This window comes from Pseudomonas brassicacearum (assembly GCF_003732225.1).
Taxonomy (GTDB): domain Bacteria; phylum Pseudomonadota; class Gammaproteobacteria; order Pseudomonadales; family Pseudomonadaceae; genus Aquipseudomonas; species Aquipseudomonas brassicacearum_E.
In genome coordinates this window covers 267,626-282,681 of the sequence record NZ_MOBJ01000008.1, presented here as the reverse complement: position 1 = coordinate 282,681, position 15,056 = coordinate 267,626, and the positions used below count along the sequence as shown (strand labels likewise).

At 55.4% G+C, this 15,056-nt stretch carries 19 protein-coding genes; 9 read left to right on the top strand and 10 right to left on the bottom strand.

Translation table 11 applies throughout. The features are described from left to right. The first annotated feature begins 2 nt into the window (after positions 1 to 2). The gene (locus tag BK659_RS13400; RefSeq protein ID WP_123425533.1) at positions 3 to 665 is read left to right on the top strand and encodes a DUF4276 family protein; all 663 of its coding nucleotides are present in this window, start codon (positions 3 to 5) and stop codon (positions 663 to 665) included. A 280-nt stretch (positions 666 to 945) separates the two neighbouring features. On the opposite strand, the gene BK659_RS13395 is transcribed toward BK659_RS13400, so the two are convergent. The 6 genes from BK659_RS13395 to BK659_RS13375 form a co-directional block, all read right to left on the bottom strand. Next, the gene (locus BK659_RS13395) at positions 946 to 1,593 is read right to left on the bottom strand and encodes a VOC family protein (protein ID WP_123425532.1); all 648 of its coding nucleotides are present in this window, start codon (positions 1,591 to 1,593) and stop codon (positions 946 to 948) included. 108 nt (positions 1,594 to 1,701) lie between these two features. Beyond that, entirely contained in the window at positions 1,702 to 2,079 is a 378-nt protein-coding gene (locus tag BK659_RS28000; RefSeq protein ID WP_123425531.1) for a c-type cytochrome, read from the bottom strand. A gap of 310 nt (positions 2,080 to 2,389) precedes the next feature. Further along, positions 2,390 to 2,947, bottom strand: coding sequence for a hypothetical protein (locus BK659_RS27655; RefSeq protein ID WP_148050436.1), 558 nt, complete (start codon positions 2,945 to 2,947; stop codon positions 2,390 to 2,392). Continuing rightward, a complete protein-coding gene (locus BK659_RS13385) occupies positions 2,944 to 3,672 on the bottom strand; it encodes an alpha/beta hydrolase (RefSeq protein ID WP_123425530.1) in 729 nt (242 codons plus the stop codon). The genes BK659_RS27655 and BK659_RS13385 overlap by 4 nt, the downstream gene beginning before the upstream one ends. A 4-nt stretch (positions 3,673 to 3,676) precedes the next feature. Further along, on the bottom strand, positions 3,677 to 4,174 hold the full coding sequence (locus BK659_RS13380; protein WP_123425529.1) for a PAAR domain-containing protein: 498 nt from the start codon (positions 4,172 to 4,174) through the stop codon (positions 3,677 to 3,679). A 21-nt stretch (positions 4,175 to 4,195) separates the two neighbouring features. Further along, positions 4,196 to 4,678 carry a hypothetical protein gene (locus tag BK659_RS13375; RefSeq protein ID WP_148050435.1) on the bottom strand — a complete coding sequence of 161 codons (483 nt, stop codon included), beginning with the start codon at positions 4,676 to 4,678 and terminating at the stop codon, positions 4,196 to 4,198. Between the two features lie 160 nt (positions 4,679 to 4,838). Between BK659_RS13375 and BK659_RS27650 the strand changes: the two genes are divergently transcribed. Beyond that, complete coding sequence (locus BK659_RS27650) at positions 4,839 to 5,054, top strand: hypothetical protein (RefSeq protein ID WP_148050434.1); 216 nt, start codon at positions 4,839 to 4,841, stop codon at positions 5,052 to 5,054. On the opposite strand, the gene BK659_RS13370 is transcribed toward BK659_RS27650, so the two are convergent. Next, a complete protein-coding gene (locus tag BK659_RS13370; protein WP_123425527.1) occupies positions 5,042 to 5,914 on the bottom strand; it encodes a LysR substrate-binding domain-containing protein in 873 nt (290 codons plus the stop codon). The genes BK659_RS27650 and BK659_RS13370 overlap by 13 nt on opposite strands. Positions 5,915 to 6,048: 134 nt before the next feature. Between BK659_RS13370 and BK659_RS13365 the strand changes: the two genes are divergently transcribed. From BK659_RS13365 to BK659_RS13350, 4 genes are all read left to right on the top strand, one after another. Further along, complete coding sequence (locus BK659_RS13365) at positions 6,049 to 7,101, top strand: agmatine deiminase family protein (RefSeq protein WP_123425526.1); 1,053 nt, start codon at positions 6,049 to 6,051, stop codon at positions 7,099 to 7,101. 4 nt (positions 7,102 to 7,105) lie between these two features. Continuing rightward, a complete protein-coding gene (gene aguB, locus BK659_RS13360; protein WP_123425525.1) occupies positions 7,106 to 8,014 on the top strand; it encodes an N-carbamoylputrescine amidase in 909 nt (302 codons plus the stop codon). Between the two features lies 1 nt (position 8,015). Next, entirely contained in the window at positions 8,016 to 9,119 is a 1,104-nt protein-coding gene (locus tag BK659_RS13355; protein ID WP_123425524.1) for an extracellular solute-binding protein, read from the top strand. Positions 9,120 to 9,396: 277 nt separating this feature from the next. After that, on the top strand, positions 9,397 to 10,521 hold the full coding sequence (locus tag BK659_RS13350) for an agmatine deiminase family protein (RefSeq protein WP_123425523.1): 1,125 nt from the start codon (positions 9,397 to 9,399) through the stop codon (positions 10,519 to 10,521). Between the two features lie 164 nt (positions 10,522 to 10,685). On the opposite strand, the gene BK659_RS27995 is transcribed toward BK659_RS13350, so the two are convergent. Together BK659_RS27995 and BK659_RS13340 are read right to left on the bottom strand one after the other, a co-directional pair. Continuing rightward, positions 10,686 to 10,985 carry a hypothetical protein gene (locus BK659_RS27995; RefSeq protein WP_123425522.1) on the bottom strand — a complete coding sequence of 100 codons (300 nt, stop codon included), beginning with the start codon at positions 10,983 to 10,985 and terminating at the stop codon, positions 10,686 to 10,688. Positions 10,986 to 11,042: 57 nt separating this feature from the next. Continuing rightward, entirely contained in the window at positions 11,043 to 11,951 is a 909-nt protein-coding gene (locus BK659_RS13340) for a LysR family transcriptional regulator (protein WP_123425521.1), read from the bottom strand. 120 nt (positions 11,952 to 12,071) lie between these two features. On the opposite strand from BK659_RS13340, the gene BK659_RS13335 reads away from it, so the two are divergent. The 3 genes from BK659_RS13335 to BK659_RS13325 all read left to right on the top strand — a co-directional run bounded on the left by BK659_RS13335 (position 12,072) and on the right by BK659_RS13325 (position 14,392). Beyond that, positions 12,072 to 12,515: a DoxX family protein gene (locus BK659_RS13335; protein ID WP_123425520.1), complete on the top strand. Its 444-nt coding sequence runs from the start codon at positions 12,072 to 12,074 to the stop codon at positions 12,513 to 12,515. Positions 12,516 to 12,591: 76 nt separating this feature from the next. Next, a complete protein-coding gene (locus BK659_RS13330; protein ID WP_123425519.1) occupies positions 12,592 to 13,515 on the top strand; it encodes an NADP-dependent oxidoreductase in 924 nt (307 codons plus the stop codon). A 532-nt stretch (positions 13,516 to 14,047) separates the two neighbouring features. Continuing rightward, the gene (locus tag BK659_RS13325; RefSeq protein WP_123425518.1) at positions 14,048 to 14,392 is read left to right on the top strand and encodes a cupin domain-containing protein; all 345 of its coding nucleotides are present in this window, start codon (positions 14,048 to 14,050) and stop codon (positions 14,390 to 14,392) included. A gap of 90 nt (positions 14,393 to 14,482) precedes the next feature. Here the strand turns inward: BK659_RS13325 and BK659_RS13320 are convergent, their stop codons facing one another. Then, positions 14,483 to 14,998: a GNAT family N-acetyltransferase gene (locus tag BK659_RS13320; protein ID WP_123425517.1), complete on the bottom strand. Its 516-nt coding sequence runs from the start codon at positions 14,996 to 14,998 to the stop codon at positions 14,483 to 14,485. Between the last annotated feature and the right edge of the window lie 58 nt (positions 14,999 to 15,056).

The following is a 15,056-nucleotide window of genomic DNA, read 5'->3' as shown; positions in this document are numbered from 1 at the left end:
AGGTGCATTTCGAAATCCTTGTTGAAGACCAGTCCGGTAAAAAAGCGCTGAATATCCTAGTCCCCAAAATTATCGGCGCTGACCATACATTCAATATTCATCCATATAAAGGAATAGGCCGCATTCCGAAGAATCTCGGCGCAAACGAAAATGCCGGCAAACGCATCCTGCTCGACCAACTCCCGCGACTTCTTCAGGGCTATGGCAACGCGTTCGCCAAATACCCAGCAGATTGCCCTGCGGCTGTCATTCTGGTGTGTGATCTAGACAACAAGTGTCTCAAAGCCTTTCGCCAAGAGCTCTTTAATATCCTGAACGCCTGTAATCCTCGACCGGAAACCCGTTTTTGCATTGCAATTGAAGAGGGGGAAGCTTGGTTTCTTGGTGACATTCCTGCTGTCAAAACTGCGTATCCAAGGGCCAAGGGCGCTGTCTTAAGTGCATATGTGAATGATTCCATTTCTGGCACATGGGAGCGCTTGGCGGATGCAGTCTATAATGGCGGCTCAAGTGCCCTTTCCTCCAAAGGGTGGCAAGCAATCGGTGCCGAAAAATCTCAATGGTCTGAAAAAATCAGTCCTCACATGGACGTTGCGACCAACGCATCACCGAGTTTTGTCTATTTTCGGCAGAAGTTGCTTGAACTTGCTGGAGTTATAGAGTGATGGGTCAGCCTGACAATACGGTTCGAATTTTGGGGGCGGTTTCCTTAACTAATATCCCTACATGGCCGCTTGCCGCCTATCACGAAGGGCTGCTTCCGACTGTGGATTCAGCCGGTCGGCGTCTACGAAATTAGGGGCGATTCAGGTGGCCTCATGGTGTCCCGTCCTGAATAAGGTTTACACCTGTTTCAGGACTAGACAAAAAACTGATCCTGGCTTGGTCACTTTGTGGGCGATGCGTTTCAACGTAGGGGCTGGCGAAGCTTGCGATCTTTTGGTCCTAACCATGAGCAATCGGCCATGTTTTCAAACCAGTGGGGGTTTGAATGTGCACCACCAAATAGGGCTTTGAATTTGCTCCCAACCCATGAAGACGAACCGGCCCGGAAAAGTTGATTGCGCTGAGCAACGCCTGGACTTTCTCAGGATCAGGATCAAACACATCCAGCGCCACCAGCGAACACCCCTGATCCAGCATCGTGCTGGCGGGATGTTGCGCTTGTTCCCATTGAATCAATGTCGGCGCTGATCCATTCAGCGGCAGGTGGCCATCGGCAGGAATGGTGATCTGCCAGGACAACGTACCTCGGGTCATGGGTTCGGGTTCCCCGATAATGGCGCGGCAGGCTTCGCTTGTTGCGTGGATGTCGTCGGTGCGTGCGACCCAGGTCGCCAGGCATTGCGGCGTATCAGCGGCCAATTGGTCCATGCCGAACCAGCGTGGCCGGTCCGGGCGATTGGCGGACGGGTCCACGGCAATCACTTCCAGATAAGTCTCCGGGCCAAGGCGCAGCAACCGATTATGAGTGCCCATGCGCGGATGCACCCCGCCCGGTTGAAGCTCCACGCCGAGTGCGTTGGTGACGAAGGCACAGCCGGTGTCGAGGTCGGGGGCGACGATGGCGAGGTGGTCAAGGGTGGTTTTCATGCGCCGAACCTCCGGATACCTTTTATTAACGAGGTGGAAATAGTAACAACAGATACACCATGACGTTACGTTGACCGGTTGAGCGCGCCGCCCCCCTTTTTCTCAAAATCATCGATTTTTTGAAATTACACCACTCATGTATTGATTCAAATCGCGCAGATCCTTAATGCTCCAAGCGTGTGGCGGAATCTTTACACCATTCTCTTGCAAAGTTTTTGGAATCAAGTCTCCATTTGGACGAAGTATTATTGAAGACACAATAACGCCCGGATAATCATTTAGTCGTTTTTTGAAAGCGGATGTTGTAAGGTCAAGTGTAGGAGGATTGCTTTTATTAGCCAGTGGTCCTGTTCCTTTGAGATCTATTCCGTGGCACATGACGCATCTCTGCAAATAGAGATTTTTCCCATTGATATTATCCGCGAAGGATAGTGATGTTTGAATTAGCGATAAAATTCCTAGCGAAGCGATGAATGATATTTTCATTAATATGTGGGTTTTGTCTCGTCCGTGAATGCTAGAGAGCGTCTCTACTGAGCTAGCTTTAGTTTATCCGAAGCTGCTTTGCCATAGGCAAGTAGTTCTCATCGGATTGCCATAGATATCCGCCTCGACACAATGCTCTCGGAATACCTCAACAATGCTTCTGCATCATTTGTGTTCAAATCAAATTCAATCATTCGAACGACCTTCTCTATGGGTAGCAAGGTGTTCTGACTCTCGCGCCTGACGAAGTGCCATTTTGAACAAAGATGTTCCCATAAGGCGAATAAGGGAGCGCGTTGGCGCTAAGCAATTACTGGCGACGTTCAGCCGCATTATTCATTTCTTTTAAATGTGTAATCAGGTTTGCGGTAGGGATATATACGGTGTTGGTGTAATAAGCTTTGAATCCATAAGCAGTGATATACACTTGGCATGGGACGCTCTCTTGCCCCGCTAACAGAGTCTCTAATACTGCGCCCGAGGTGATTGGGGTCGGTATGGATATTTCTCTTTCTTCGGTTGTGTTGAATGATAGCGAAGAGCGGAAATAAAAGTGTCCATTTTTACTGGGTGTGGCGTCAGCCTCCAAAAGGCCTATGCCTCGTGTTTTGATTGTATGGTTTACATCGAAATTTTTGTCATGATTCAAGGAGCATACGAGTTTAGGGGTGTTTTGATTCTGTTTTTCGTAGATGTTGAAGACCTTGCTCAGGTTTTGATCTGATTCGAGCGTCACGTAAAGTAGCGCGTCGCCATAGTTTGCAAAACCTACAAACGTCAATGACGCAGTCGGGATGTTGGGTGTCCGAGCGCATGCGCTGCAAATCAGCGCAGTGGTCAATATTAGTAATTTTTTAGCTGACATCATTTTATGTTTTTCACGTACGCATCATAAAGGAAGTCCAGAGCACATTTTGCACCTTGGATCGGGGCAACCATCATGTGGCTCGCAAACGCGTGGTGTATGTTGACTGTTGCATTTATCGTGGGGCCTTGGCTCACAATCCATCGCTCTCCGAAGTTGGCAACGTGGTCTGATGCGTCCGATTTTACCGGATTGGCACGGATATTGATCCACGTGTCGGCGACGGGAGTTGGTTCAGAGTAGTAGATGTCAGAGCCTAACCAAACCAGAAAACCTTTGCCGACAGGATCCAAGGTTATCAGGAGCGCAATTTTGTAACCTTCATCAGACAGTATTTTCGAGAGGTGAGCGCCATTCCATCCGCCTAGGCTGTGTCCGACTATATAGATAGGGCATGATTTGTTAGGGATGAGATTGGTGATGTGTTTTTTGATGTCACCGCCCCCACGAGCCTCGTTATATCCCCATACGTATTTTGTGTATTTTTCAGAAAGTTGTGCGTTTGTCATTCTTTTTGACATTAGTAAGTCGACATCATCAATGTTGTGAAATGCGCCTTGGGAGTAATAGCTTTCTTGATCTCCAGCACCACCAATGTAAAAAATAATGGGTTTTGCGGTGGGTACAGGTACGGCCTTTATTTGTGAGTTATTCACCGGTGTCAGTGTGTGGGTTGCCGCCAGACTTGCTGTGTTGCCACTGGGTAAAATTATTTGCTCTGCTTCCATGTTCTCAATCTTCCAAAAATAACTTGATGCTTTCAGCCAGGTGCGAACTCACCACATGGGTGTAGCCCTGCGCATCACTGATCCCATGTTCAATGCTGCCGTTGGCGCGCTGAATACCGTAGGCATGGTTTGGAATAGGCTCACCCGTAGCTTCGTCGACCAGTTTTATCTTGTCGCTGAAGTGCACCGGCATCGACGATAACCCACTGAAGGGCGCAGGCACGAAGGTGTCACCGATAATGATAGTGCTCGCGCCTGCCGTCACCGTATTGCCATGAGCGCCAACGCTGCCGACGGTGGCGGCATTGAAGCCATTGATTAATACGGTTGAAGAGACGCCGCCGGTGATCGGGCTTCCGCACGCTGAGGTGTCGTTCAGGCGGGCCGCGCCCAGGCCTTCGAAGATCACATCTGATGAGCCGGTTACCAACGAATTGGTGCCGTGACCCGAAACTGGGCACGCAGTGGGATCAGTGATGCGCGCAGCAGGTTTGCCACTCATGGGAACGTCCTTTTCAGGTATTTAAAGGGGGTAGTAGAGGTCAATGGGGGCGTCTGAAAATCGCCAGCATTCATCCATGGGGTTGTACATGGCTCGGTGGTTTTCTTGGGGCGCACTGCAGGCCTTGAGTGCTTGCCAGGCGAGCTCAGTGCAGTCATCCATGGCGTGACAGGAATAATCATCAAGCTGGTTGAGCCAGGCGTTGTAATTGGGCATGCCAACGCTGCGGTAGGCATCAAGCAGTGTCTGCGCGACTTCCTCACCCCAATGCAGGAATCGCCCAGGTGCCCACGGGCCGGTCTGGGCATGGACAAACCAGCCAAGGCTCGGCAAACCACCATTTGCCAGGCGCAGGTAGCCACGCTGTGAGCTGAGCCCGCAGCACAGAAAGACGCTGAGCCAGCCTAGGTGGGCGTGGATGACATCAGTGGGGTCGAATTGTGCCAAAGGGATGGCGCGGTAGCCGCTGGTTGGCATTGATCGGGCGACCAATTCGGCGTCCAATCGCGACACGAATGCTTGTATGGCATTACCATTGCCGCAGGGTGTGCAAAGAATTTCGACCGGTGCGCGGGCAGGGATATCGCTGCTTCCCAAGATACGAACCAACCCATAAAGGCGAAGCGAAGTCTTCAAGCCGCTTGGGTGAACAGCTGGGGCCAGCGTGCAGCTGCTGGAGGGCGGCACGGTGCTTGGGGATGAGTGCATTAACTATTTACGTCCATGTAAATTTTCGGGGCGCAGGATGCACCAGACGGTGCGTGGCTTCAATCGCTTTTTCGAATTCAAAGCAGCCTCGCACGCATCTGCAAATCAAAGTGCACTAAACAAAGAGGGCGGCACCCTTCAAGCCCTGACCCAAAACCGCTATATCGCCTGACTCCCCACTGCCAGCTTGCTCAGCAACCACTCACTAAAACTTCGCGCCATCGGATTATTCTCACTATCACGATGGGTCAGCAGCGCCCAGTTAGGGCCGCGAATGGTTTCCTCAACCAGCGGTTGCAGCAGCCCATTGGCGAGCGCTGGCTGACTCAATAATTGGCTGACCAAGGCGATGCCGAGTCCTGCACACGCGGCGTCCAGCAGTAGGCCGGGGTCGGAGAAGTTCAGCCCCTGATCCTTCTGGCCTACATCGATGCCAGCTTCCACCGCCCAGTGACTCCAGTCCATTTCCCGCTCGCCATGGAGGGTGGTGCGCTGTGCGCTGGGCACCGCCAACAGGCTTGGGTGGCACGCCGGGTAAAGGCGATCGGCGTGCAGCACCTTGAAGCTGCATTCGGCCTGGGAGCTGATGTCGTCTCGCACGGCGAGGTCGATGGTCTGGCTCGTCATGTCCGGGACTTCATCGGTGCTGAAGATCCACAGATCAACTTCCGGGTGCTGGCGGCGGAAGTCTTCCAGGCGGGGCAGTAGCCAGTGACGGGCGAATGCCGGGGTGGTGTTGAGGACCAGTTGGTTGGGTTTTTGGTACTGCCCGAGGCGGCGAATGCCGACGGCCAGTTGTTGCAGCAGCGCCTGGGTGGTGCTGAGCAGGTCGTGACCGGCATCGGTCAGGCTGACGCTGCGTCCACTGCGATAGAACAAGGGTTGTTCAAGGTATGCCTCAAGGCTGCGAATCTGCTGGCTGATTGCCGACTGGGTGAGGTGCAGCTCTTCGGCGGCCTTGTGGAAACTGCCCAGCCGGGCGGCAGCTTCAAAGCCGCGAAGGGTGCCGAGAGGCGGCCAGTGCTTGAGCATGCTGATAAGTTCCTCTAATCATTTATCTACAAAATCCATCGTTTGTTTGCCCGTTTTTGCAGCCGTAGCATGCATGCCAAGACCGCATAGGCAGTTTTCATTGAACACAATGACTTAACTTAAAGGTGCTTGTCATGCAGCAGAATGAAATTCAAAACAATGGTTGGTTGATGCCGGCGGAATGGGTCAGGCACGCAGCGACCTGGATGGTTTGGCCGCACAACCAGGCGCTTTGGGAGTCGGGTTGGGGCGTCACCTTGGCGCTGGTGCAAGAGGATTTCGCTCGCGTGGCCAACGCCATTGCCCGTTTTGAACCGGTGAAGATGGTCGTTGATCCTTCTGCTGTCGCCAGTGCCAAAGCGTTGTGTGGGCCCAACATTGAACTGATCGAGCTGGCGGTGAATGACAGCTGGTGCCGGGACTCCGGCCCGAGCTTCATCTGCCACCCGCAACAGGGTCTGGCCGGTGTGAGCTGGCGCTTCAACGCGTGGGGCGGGAAGTCGGCCTTTGACCTGGACGAAACCCTGGCTCGCCGCGCACTCGATCACCTGGGCGTTCAGTGCTTTGCTCCCACGCTGAGTAACGAAGGCGGCGCCATTCATGTCGACGGCGAAGGCACGCTGATTACCACTGAGTCGGTATTGCTCAACCCCAACCGCAATCCGGGCATGAACAAGGCTGAGATGGAGGAGATCTTCACGCGTCTGCTAGGCGTGAAGAAGATCGTCTGGCTGCCGGGCGATCCAGACTATGTGACCGGCGACATGACCGACGGCCATGTCGATGGCGTGTGCGCTTTCGCCCGCCCAGGCGTGCTGCTGGTGGACGCCACTCATGACAAGAACTCGGTGTATGCCGAAGTTGTACGAGAAAACCGTCGCGCGTTGGAGCTGGCAACCGATGCCCACGGTCGACCGTTTGAGCTGATCGAGTTGTATGAAGCCACCGATGCCGTGGACACCGAGGCTGAAGTGTTTTGTGCTTCCTACACCAACTTCTACATCGCCAACAACGCCATCATCATGCCGGCCTATGGCATTAACGCCGACAAGGTAGCTGCGCAAGTGTTGGGTCAGGCGTTCCCTGGGCGCGAGGTGGTACCGGTGCGGATCAATCATCTGGCCCATGGCGGCGGCGGTGTGCATTGCATTACCCAGCAACAGCCAGCCTGGCCACTGAAGGGGTAATGCCATGACTATCCTGACTGTTGCCACAACCCAAATGCCCTGCACCTGGGATCTGAAACACAACCTCGATCAGGCCGAGCAGTTAGTGCGCGATGCGGCCGCTAAAGGCGCCCAGGTCATCCTGTTGCAGGAGCTGTTTGCCACACCGTATTTCTGTATCGAGCAAAGTCATAAACACTTGGCGCTGGCCGAAGAATATCAAGACAGCCATGTGCTCAAGCGCTTTGCCGCATTGGCCAGGGAATTGGGTGTGGTGCTGCCGCTGAGTTGGTTCGAGAAGGCCGGCAATGCCTACTTCAATTCGTTGAGCGTGGCCGATGCCGATGGGCAGTTGCTGGGTGTGTATCGCAAGACGCACATACCCAACGCCATCGGTTATCAGGAGAAGGAATACTTCAGCCCTGGCGATACCGGCTTTCGGGTCTGGGACACTGCTTTTGGGCGCATAGGTGTGGGCATCTGTTGGGATCAGTGGTTCCCCGAGACCGCCCGTTGCCTGGCGTTGATGGGCGCCGAAGTCTTGCTGTTTCCCACCGCCATTGGCTCTGAACCCGGCTGCGCAGCACTGGATTCACGTGACCACTGGCAGATGACCATGCGCGGCCATGCCGCCGCAAACCTTCTGCCGGTGGTGGCCGCCAACCGCATCGGTCAAGAAGTGGCGACCACCGATCCGACCCTGCAGATGAACTTCTACGGTTCATCCTTTATTTGCAACCACAAGGGCAAGCTCCTCGCCGAAGCGGACCGCGACAGCCTGGGTGTGCTGGTACACAGCCTGGACTTGTCCGCCATGCGCGAAGAGCGCCTGACCTGGGGCATTTACCGCGACCGCCGTCCAGACATGTACGGGGCGCTGTTAAGCCTGGATGGTCGTCACATTAATGCTCGCTGGAATACTCAAGGGGTTTGACATGAACGTGACCAATAAGCTTTTGCTCTGCTCCTTGGGATTGGTTCTAAGCGGTGTCTTGTCGTCGGTGCAGGCGGAGGAGAAGACCCTGAGGTTGTACAACTGGGCCGATTACTTCGCCGAGGACACCCTGTCCAAATTCACCGCCGAAACCGGGATCAAAGTGATCTACGACGTCATGGATGGCAGTGAGACATTGGAAGCCAAACTGATGGCCGGCGGCAGTGGTTATGACCTGATCTTTCCGGGCGACACCGTTGGCGAGCGTTTGATGCGCGCCGGCAGCCTGCAGCCGCTGGACAAGTCAAAGCTCACCGCCCTGGATGACATTGAGCCGGGTCTGCAGAAACTACGGACGCATTATCTTTACTCGAACAAGGCCACCGTCCCCTACACGTGGGGCACCATCGGCCTGACCTACAACGCCGAGCAGATCAAAAAGCGCATGCCGGATGCGCCGGTGAATAGCCTGGACATGCTGTTCAAGCCGGAACTGGCCGCCAAATTTGCGGACTGCGGTATCTCTCTGATCGATTCGCCGGACGAAGTGCTGGCGGTCGCGCTCAACTACCTCGGCCGTGAGCCGCGCAGCGCCAAGCCGGAGGACTTGGCAGCGGCCAGTGAACTCTTGCTGAAACTGCGGCCGTACATCCGCAAGTTCCAGTCGCAACCGGTGACCGATCTGGTGAACGGCAACTTGTGCCTGTCGCTCGGTTACAGCGGCGATATGACCCAGGCGCAACGCGCAGCAGATGCCGCCGGCAAGAAAGCGACGTTCCAGTATCACATCCCGCGCGAGGGCACCACGGTGTGGATGGACACCATGGCGATCCCCGTCGACGCCAGGCATCCAGAGTACGCCTATGCGTTCATCAACTTCGTCATGCGCCCGGAGAACATGGCCGCCATCAGTAACTTCACCGGTTACCCCACCTCCAACGCCAAGGCGCGTCCGAGCGTCGATGCAATGATGCGTAACAACCCGGATATCTACCTCGATGACGCCACTTACCAACGACTGATCCCGGGCAAAGACATCCCGCAGGCTGATATGCGTGCGCGCATGCGGGCGTGGACCAAGTTCAAGACAGCTTCCGCGAAATGACGGCAAAAGGGTTTCAGGCTAGGCACATTCTCCGTAGCAGCTGGCGAAGCCTGCGTTCGGCTGCGCAGCGGCCGTAAATCCGGCCTCCACGGTTAACCTGAAAAAACGCGGTGTCTGATTTTACGACTGCTGCGCAGCCGAACGCAGGCTTCGCCAGCTGCTACGGATCGTGTAGCGGCTTAGCTTATCGGCATTAAGTCTTGCCTTGGATTGGCAAAATTGGCGGCTGCAGGTGCGGTCCGCCAAGACAAAGCACGACAAGAACAGAGAGGTACGCATGTCGACACGTCGTGAGTTCATCAAGCAGGTATCGGTCGTTGCCAGTCTGGGCGCAGCGGCGTCCATGGGTCTGGGCCTGAATGCTCCCCGGGTGCAAGCAGCCATCAAGGGCAGCTGGCATATGCCGGACGAGGGCGACAAACACCAGCAGGCCTTTATCGCCTTTGGTGCTCAGGAGGCCATCCACGAGGACTTCACGCCTTACGTGCAAGATGCCTTGGGCCGGATCGCCCGCACCATCGCCAAATACGAGCCGGTCACCGTGTTTTATCGTGAGAGCGAGCGGGATCTGGCGGAAGAAAAATGCGGCACGGGCAACATCACCTTTGTTGTCACGGCGCTGGACGATATCTGGATGCGCGATATCGCAGCCAACTTCGTCATCGATGGTGAAGGCGGGCTCGGCGCCGTGGATTTCAACTTCAATGGCTGGGGCAACAAGCAGCAGCATGCCGATGATGCGCAGCTGGCCGCGTTGGTCGCCCGGACAGCTGACGCCAGCTACATCCGCAGCCAGTTGGTGGGCGAGGGCGGCGCTATCGAAGTGGATGGGCACGGCACGGGGATCATGACCGAAAGTAGCTGGATCAATGCCAACCGCAATCCCGGCTGGAGCAAGGCAGACGTAGAGGAAGAACTGAAAGCCAGACTGGGTTTGCGCAAAATCATCTGGCTGCCGGGAATCAAAGGCAAGGACATCACTGACGCCCATGTCGATTTCTACGCTCGCTTCGTCAAGCCGGGAGTGGTGATCGCCAACCTCGACAACGACCCTGAGTCCTATGACCACACAGTGACGCTTGCCCATCTGGACATTCTCAAGAATGCCACTGATGCCGATGGCCGCACGCTGCACGTGCACACCGTATCGCCTCCGCTCAATCCACGGAAAAGTATGTTCAGCAAAAACAATCCAGACTTCGCGCCAGGCTACATCAACTACTTCGTGATCAATGGTGCGGTCGTTGCGCCCGAGTTCGGTGACAAGGCGGCAGATACCAAAGCCTTTGACCTGTTGTCCGAGCTCTACCCGGACCGTGAGGTGGTGCAGCTCAATATTGACGCAATCGCCGCCGGTGGTGGCGGCATCCACTGTGTGACCAGTCACCAGCCTTTGGTTTAGCCCGGATCAACTCGTTGCCGTCTACAAACGCCAGATCCAGAAACGAATAAGGCGCCAAAGGCGCCTTATAGGGGTGTGTTAATCAGATGCCCTCGGTCATGACCGGCTGGCGTTCGGGCAGAGGGTTGACCGCGAACCGAACGGCCTGCTTCGCTGCCGTTCCATTAATTTTTGCACTCCGCCTTCACCACTCGGCAGGTACTCGGCGTGCCACCGGATTGGCTGGCATAGCGCATGCAATTATCCAGGGATTTTTGGCGAGCCATGTTCAAGGTGGAGCCCCAAGCCAGGCCGCCCTCGCCGGCAGTGGGTAGCGCTTTTGCGTAGCATTTTGAGCCTGTGCTTGAGGCCGAATAGCGATGCGCGGCAGCTTTGCCTGCACATCCCGCTGTCAGCGCCAGGTTGATGGCGAGCAGGGTGAGCAAGACCCATGACGAGCATTGGCGCGCTGTTTTTCCGGTCATCCCGTTTCCCTTGTATCAGGAGGTTAGAGGTGTGTTTGTGATCGTGCTCTACTCAGATTATACGGTGTCTCTGCTTTGTTGGACGAACCGATCAATCAACCACCTGGCGGCGGGTCCTGGCGGCAGATCCGTGCGATAGATGGCGTCGAAGGTATACAGCCCGCTTTTGTATTCCGGCATTTTCAGGTGGACGAGTCGGCCAGAGTCCAGATCTTCCCGGACCATGGTGATCGGCATGTTCCCCCAGCCAATGCCTTCACGTAGCAACATGTGTTTAGCCCCCAGATCGGCCAGCCTCCACGTGCGGGTACTGAGTACTGCAAATTCCTTGTCTTTTGTCAGGCGCGAGCGGTCGGACAGCACAAGCTGGGTGAACTCACGTCCAGCACCTGGAATATTCGAATCGCTTGAAGCCAGTGGATGATTGGGGGCTGCAACCGGAATCAACTCAACACTGCCGACCGCAATTCTTTCGATACCATCAATCCCCTCATTCATCGGACCACTGACGCCGACTGACGCGCCGCCGTTGATCACTAATTCAGTGACTGCGCCGAGCGCCTCCATATGCAAGTGGAGTGCAACCGTAGGAAATTCCTCTCGAAATGATTTGAGTGCGTCCACCACGCGCTCAGCGGGAAGCATGACATCAAGTACGACATGAACTTCAGCTTCGAGACCCTGAAGCAGGCCTTTTACTTTGGCGCGTAACCCATGAATACCATTGGCGATGGTTCTGGCTTCGGCCAGCACGGTGCGGCCGGCATCGGTGAGCTGGGGTTTACGAGTCGTATGTCGGTCAAACAGCGCCACGCCGAGTTGCATCTCGAGATTGGCGATCGAATAGCTGATGACTGAAGTGGCTCGGTGCAGTTTTCGTGCGGCGGCCGCAAAACTGCCGACCTCGACAACCGTCAGGAACACACGCAGTTGATCGAGAGTGGGAGTGCCTGGGTCTGAGGTCATTTCGATTTCCTCGAACGTAATCGTCGAAATTAGTCGGCTATTACGATTGTAGAGTGGGTGGCAGACTTTCTTCAACGCGGTGCTCCATGGTGGATGCACCCCACTGATGGAAGAACGACCATGTCCCAATCTACAGCTACTACCTCCCGCGACACCCTTGAACTGTCCAGCTCTGTCGCTACCACCACCGCCACGGCGGCTCTGGCCGGCCGTGTGTTCCTCAGCGCCATCTTCATCCTCTCGGGCATCTCCAAACTGAGCGCCCCGGCGATGATGATCGGCTACATCGGTTCGGTTGGTTTGCCGTTCCCGCAACTCGCACTAGCGTTGGCTATCATCATCGAAATCGGTGGCGGTATTGCGCTGATCGCTGGCTACCGCACCCGTACCGTGGCGCTGGTGCTTGCCCTGTTCAGCGTGGTCACTGCGCTGGCATTCCATAACAGCCTGGGCGACCAGAACCAGTTCATCCACTTCTTCAAGAACATCGCCATGGCGGGCGGCCTGTTGCAGGTCGTCGCGTTTGGCGCCGGTCGCTTCAGCCTCGACGCCCGTCGTCGCTGAGCCAATAGCGCCGCAGTGGATGAACGCGTGCGGCGCCTCTCTGGTTTCATCTTTCGAATTAATCCGAGGATTCACCATGAAAGCCATACGTGTGCATGAATACGGCAGCCCAGATGTGCTGCGCCTGGATGACGTCGCCGACCCGCTTGCGGGCGAGGGCGAGGTGTTGATCGATGTGGAGGGGGCAGGGGTCAACCCGATCGATTGGAAGCTTCTTTCTGGCGCCATGAAAGCCTTCATCCCGTTGCCATTGCCCTACACGCCGGGCGTCGAAGTGGCAGGAACGATTTCCGCGATCGGCAAGGGTGTGAGTGGTTTTGCAGTCGGCGATAAGGTCTTTGGTTTTATTGGCCTGGTCGGTGGCTATGCCACAAAGGCCGTCGTCTCGGCAGATCGTCTGGCGCTGAGACCGCGCAGTCTTTCCGCCTTGCAGGCCAGTGGTGTAGCAACGGCGGCACTGACGGCCTGGCAAGCGTTGCATGAGCACGCGGGCATCAAGGCAGGTCAGCGAGTGCTGATTCACGGCGCCGCCGGCGGAGTCGGCAGCCTGGCCGTGCAAATAGCCAGGCATGCCGGCGCCACGGTCATTGCCACAGCGTCGATCGGCAACCATGGTTATCTGAAAACAATCGGCGCGAATCAGCTGATCGACTACCGTCGCCAAGCCTTCGAGGAGGTGGTGGCGGATGTGGACATCGTGCTTGACCTGATTGGCGGCGAAACCCAGCGACGTTCCTGGAAAGTGTTGAAGCAGGGCGGGGTCCTGGTGTCGCCGGTCAGCGCGCCGGACGCGGAATTGGCGAAGGCGCACGGCGTTTCAGCGAAAAACTTCGCCACTCGGGCGGATGGCAAACAACTCACGGCCATCGCCGAGTTGTTTGATGCCGGCCAACTCTCCGTAGAGGTCGAAGTGTTTCCGATCTCGCAGGTGAAGCAGGCCGTCGAAAAAAGTATGGCCGGACATACACGTGGCAAGATCGTGCTTGATCTTGGCCAGTAAAAGTCAGGTAACAAAAGACCGCAAGCATGCAGGCGATCGCTTGATTGGATCGCCTGATTTGTTGAAAAAGTGCAGAAACTTTAACGGTTGAAGTGAATGAAAACGGGCGCCTTCAGGGCTAATGCCCGTCAGTTAAGGCAATACATTCTGTAAAACGAAGCAAAACCAGTGTGGGAGCGAGCTTGCTCGCGACAGCGGTGTGACAGTAAACGTTGATGCCTAATGTAATACCGTCATCGCGAGCAAGCTCGCTCCCACTTTTGATCTTTGCTGTTTCGAACCTGGTGTTCGCTTAACTGACCAGCATTACGCCTTCAGAACACCCGTTTTGTATGTCGAGCGAGTGGGTCATTAACTCACCACAATTGGCTGTGGATTCAACCGGTCGATGCCAGAACGATGTTTGTTCTCGACCCTTCGTCGCCTCTCGACCTCACAAGTAGCCAGTGACTGCTTTGATAAGTGAATGTGATCACACCTTTCAAGGTGTCTACTTCTGGTTAGGCCCTGTCTGTACAGAGAGGAGAGCACGATGAGCAACGAACAGGCGGCACCCGAGACGAAAGGTGTTGCGGTGAAGTTACTTGCAACGGTTGACCTTGGCCCCGAGATCGAGGGCATGGCAGGGCGCCAACTTAGAATGCGTATGGTCACCATTGAGCCTGGAGGCGTCTTCGGGCCGGTTCACAACCATAAAGACAGGCCAGGCACCGTCTACATACTGCAAGGAACGATCACTGACCATCGAAATGGAGTCGCCACGGACTATGGGCCGGGAGTGGGCTGGCCCGAGGATAGAAACACTACACACTGGCTTGAAAACAGAGGAACGATTGCGGCGGTGGAGATCTCGGTCGATATTGTCAGGCAAGAGTAAGCTCAGGCCCGACATCTAACTCGGTCAGCCCCCACTCGACGTGCTGCAAGCCACCACCGATTTACAGGTGTTGACCAATCATTCACTGATCTAAATCGAAAGGCCAAACCGATAATCGTGCTCTGTCCCTTCTTGCCGAGTCCCTTCTCGCCGAAAGGCATGATCGACCAAGAAGCCACACCGTTTGAGTACTTTTGCCGAGCCGATATTTCCAGCGTATACGTTGGCAACCAGTTGTTTAAGGTTCCAATGCAGCTGCGCCTCCTGGATCAGATGCCTCACCGCCAGCGTTGCCAGTCCCTGTCCGCAAGCGCTTTGAGCAATCCGATAGCCGACTTCTGCCGATCGCTCGGATAGGTCGATGCCTTTCAGGTTCGCTCGACCGACTATTTTTCCGTCAGGATCTTCGATGACAAATGGGTGCCAGGTTCCGGCGGCAAAATCGGATAAATAAGCCGCAATGTGGTCGGTGACGCCCTGTACCGAGTAAAAAGCCGAATCGCGTGCATCAATGTAGCGCTCGAACCATTCGCGATTGTCCAGTTCGAATCTCAGCAACGCCTCAGCATCGGTACTTTGCAGGGTACGAATTCTGACGGGCTTCATAAGGTCGCTCCCTGTTCTGGTAGAACTACTTGGATAATTGTGCAGTGGAACAACTGTC

What these genes read in the sequence shown, in the direction of transcription:
- BK659_RS27995 (WP_123425522.1), bottom strand. Translation starts at nt 10,985, where the DNA reads ATGACCGGAAAAACAGCGCGCCAATGCTCGTCATGGGTCTTGCTCACC.
- BK659_RS13330 (WP_123425519.1), top strand. Translation starts at nt 12,592, where the DNA reads ATGAAAGCCATACGTGTGCATGAATACGGCAGCCCAGATGTGCTGCGC.
- BK659_RS28000 (WP_123425531.1), bottom strand. Translation starts at nt 2,079, where the DNA reads ATGAAAATATCATTCATCGCTTCGCTAGGAATTTTATCGCTAATTCAA.
- BK659_RS13320 (WP_123425517.1), bottom strand. Translation starts at nt 14,998, where the DNA reads ATGAAGCCCGTCAGAATTCGTACCCTGCAAAGTACCGATGCTGAGGCG.
- BK659_RS27655 (WP_148050436.1), bottom strand. Translation starts at nt 2,947, where the DNA reads ATGATGTCAGCTAAAAAATTACTAATATTGACCACTGCGCTGATTTGC.
- BK659_RS13380 (WP_123425529.1), bottom strand. Translation starts at nt 4,174, where the DNA reads ATGAGTGGCAAACCTGCTGCGCGCATCACTGATCCCACTGCGTGCCCA.
- BK659_RS13340 (WP_123425521.1), bottom strand. Translation starts at nt 11,951, where the DNA reads ATGACCTCAGACCCAGGCACTCCCACTCTCGATCAACTGCGTGTGTTC.
- BK659_RS13350 (WP_123425523.1), top strand. Translation starts at nt 9,397, where the DNA reads ATGTCGACACGTCGTGAGTTCATCAAGCAGGTATCGGTCGTTGCCAGT.
- BK659_RS13395 (WP_123425532.1), bottom strand. Translation starts at nt 1,593, where the DNA reads ATGAAAACCACCCTTGACCACCTCGCCATCGTCGCCCCCGACCTCGAC.
- BK659_RS13325 (WP_123425518.1), top strand. Translation starts at nt 14,048, where the DNA reads ATGAGCAACGAACAGGCGGCACCCGAGACGAAAGGTGTTGCGGTGAAG.
- BK659_RS13385 (WP_123425530.1), bottom strand. Translation starts at nt 3,672, where the DNA reads ATGGAAGCAGAGCAAATAATTTTACCCAGTGGCAACACAGCAAGTCTG.
- BK659_RS13365 (WP_123425526.1), top strand. Translation starts at nt 6,049, where the DNA reads ATGCAGCAGAATGAAATTCAAAACAATGGTTGGTTGATGCCGGCGGAA.
- aguB (WP_123425525.1), top strand. Translation starts at nt 7,106, where the DNA reads ATGACTATCCTGACTGTTGCCACAACCCAAATGCCCTGCACCTGGGAT.
- BK659_RS13335 (WP_123425520.1), top strand. Translation starts at nt 12,072, where the DNA reads ATGTCCCAATCTACAGCTACTACCTCCCGCGACACCCTTGAACTGTCC.
- BK659_RS13355 (WP_123425524.1), top strand. Translation starts at nt 8,016, where the DNA reads ATGAACGTGACCAATAAGCTTTTGCTCTGCTCCTTGGGATTGGTTCTA.
- BK659_RS13370 (WP_123425527.1), bottom strand. Translation starts at nt 5,914, where the DNA reads ATGCTCAAGCACTGGCCGCCTCTCGGCACCCTTCGCGGCTTTGAAGCT.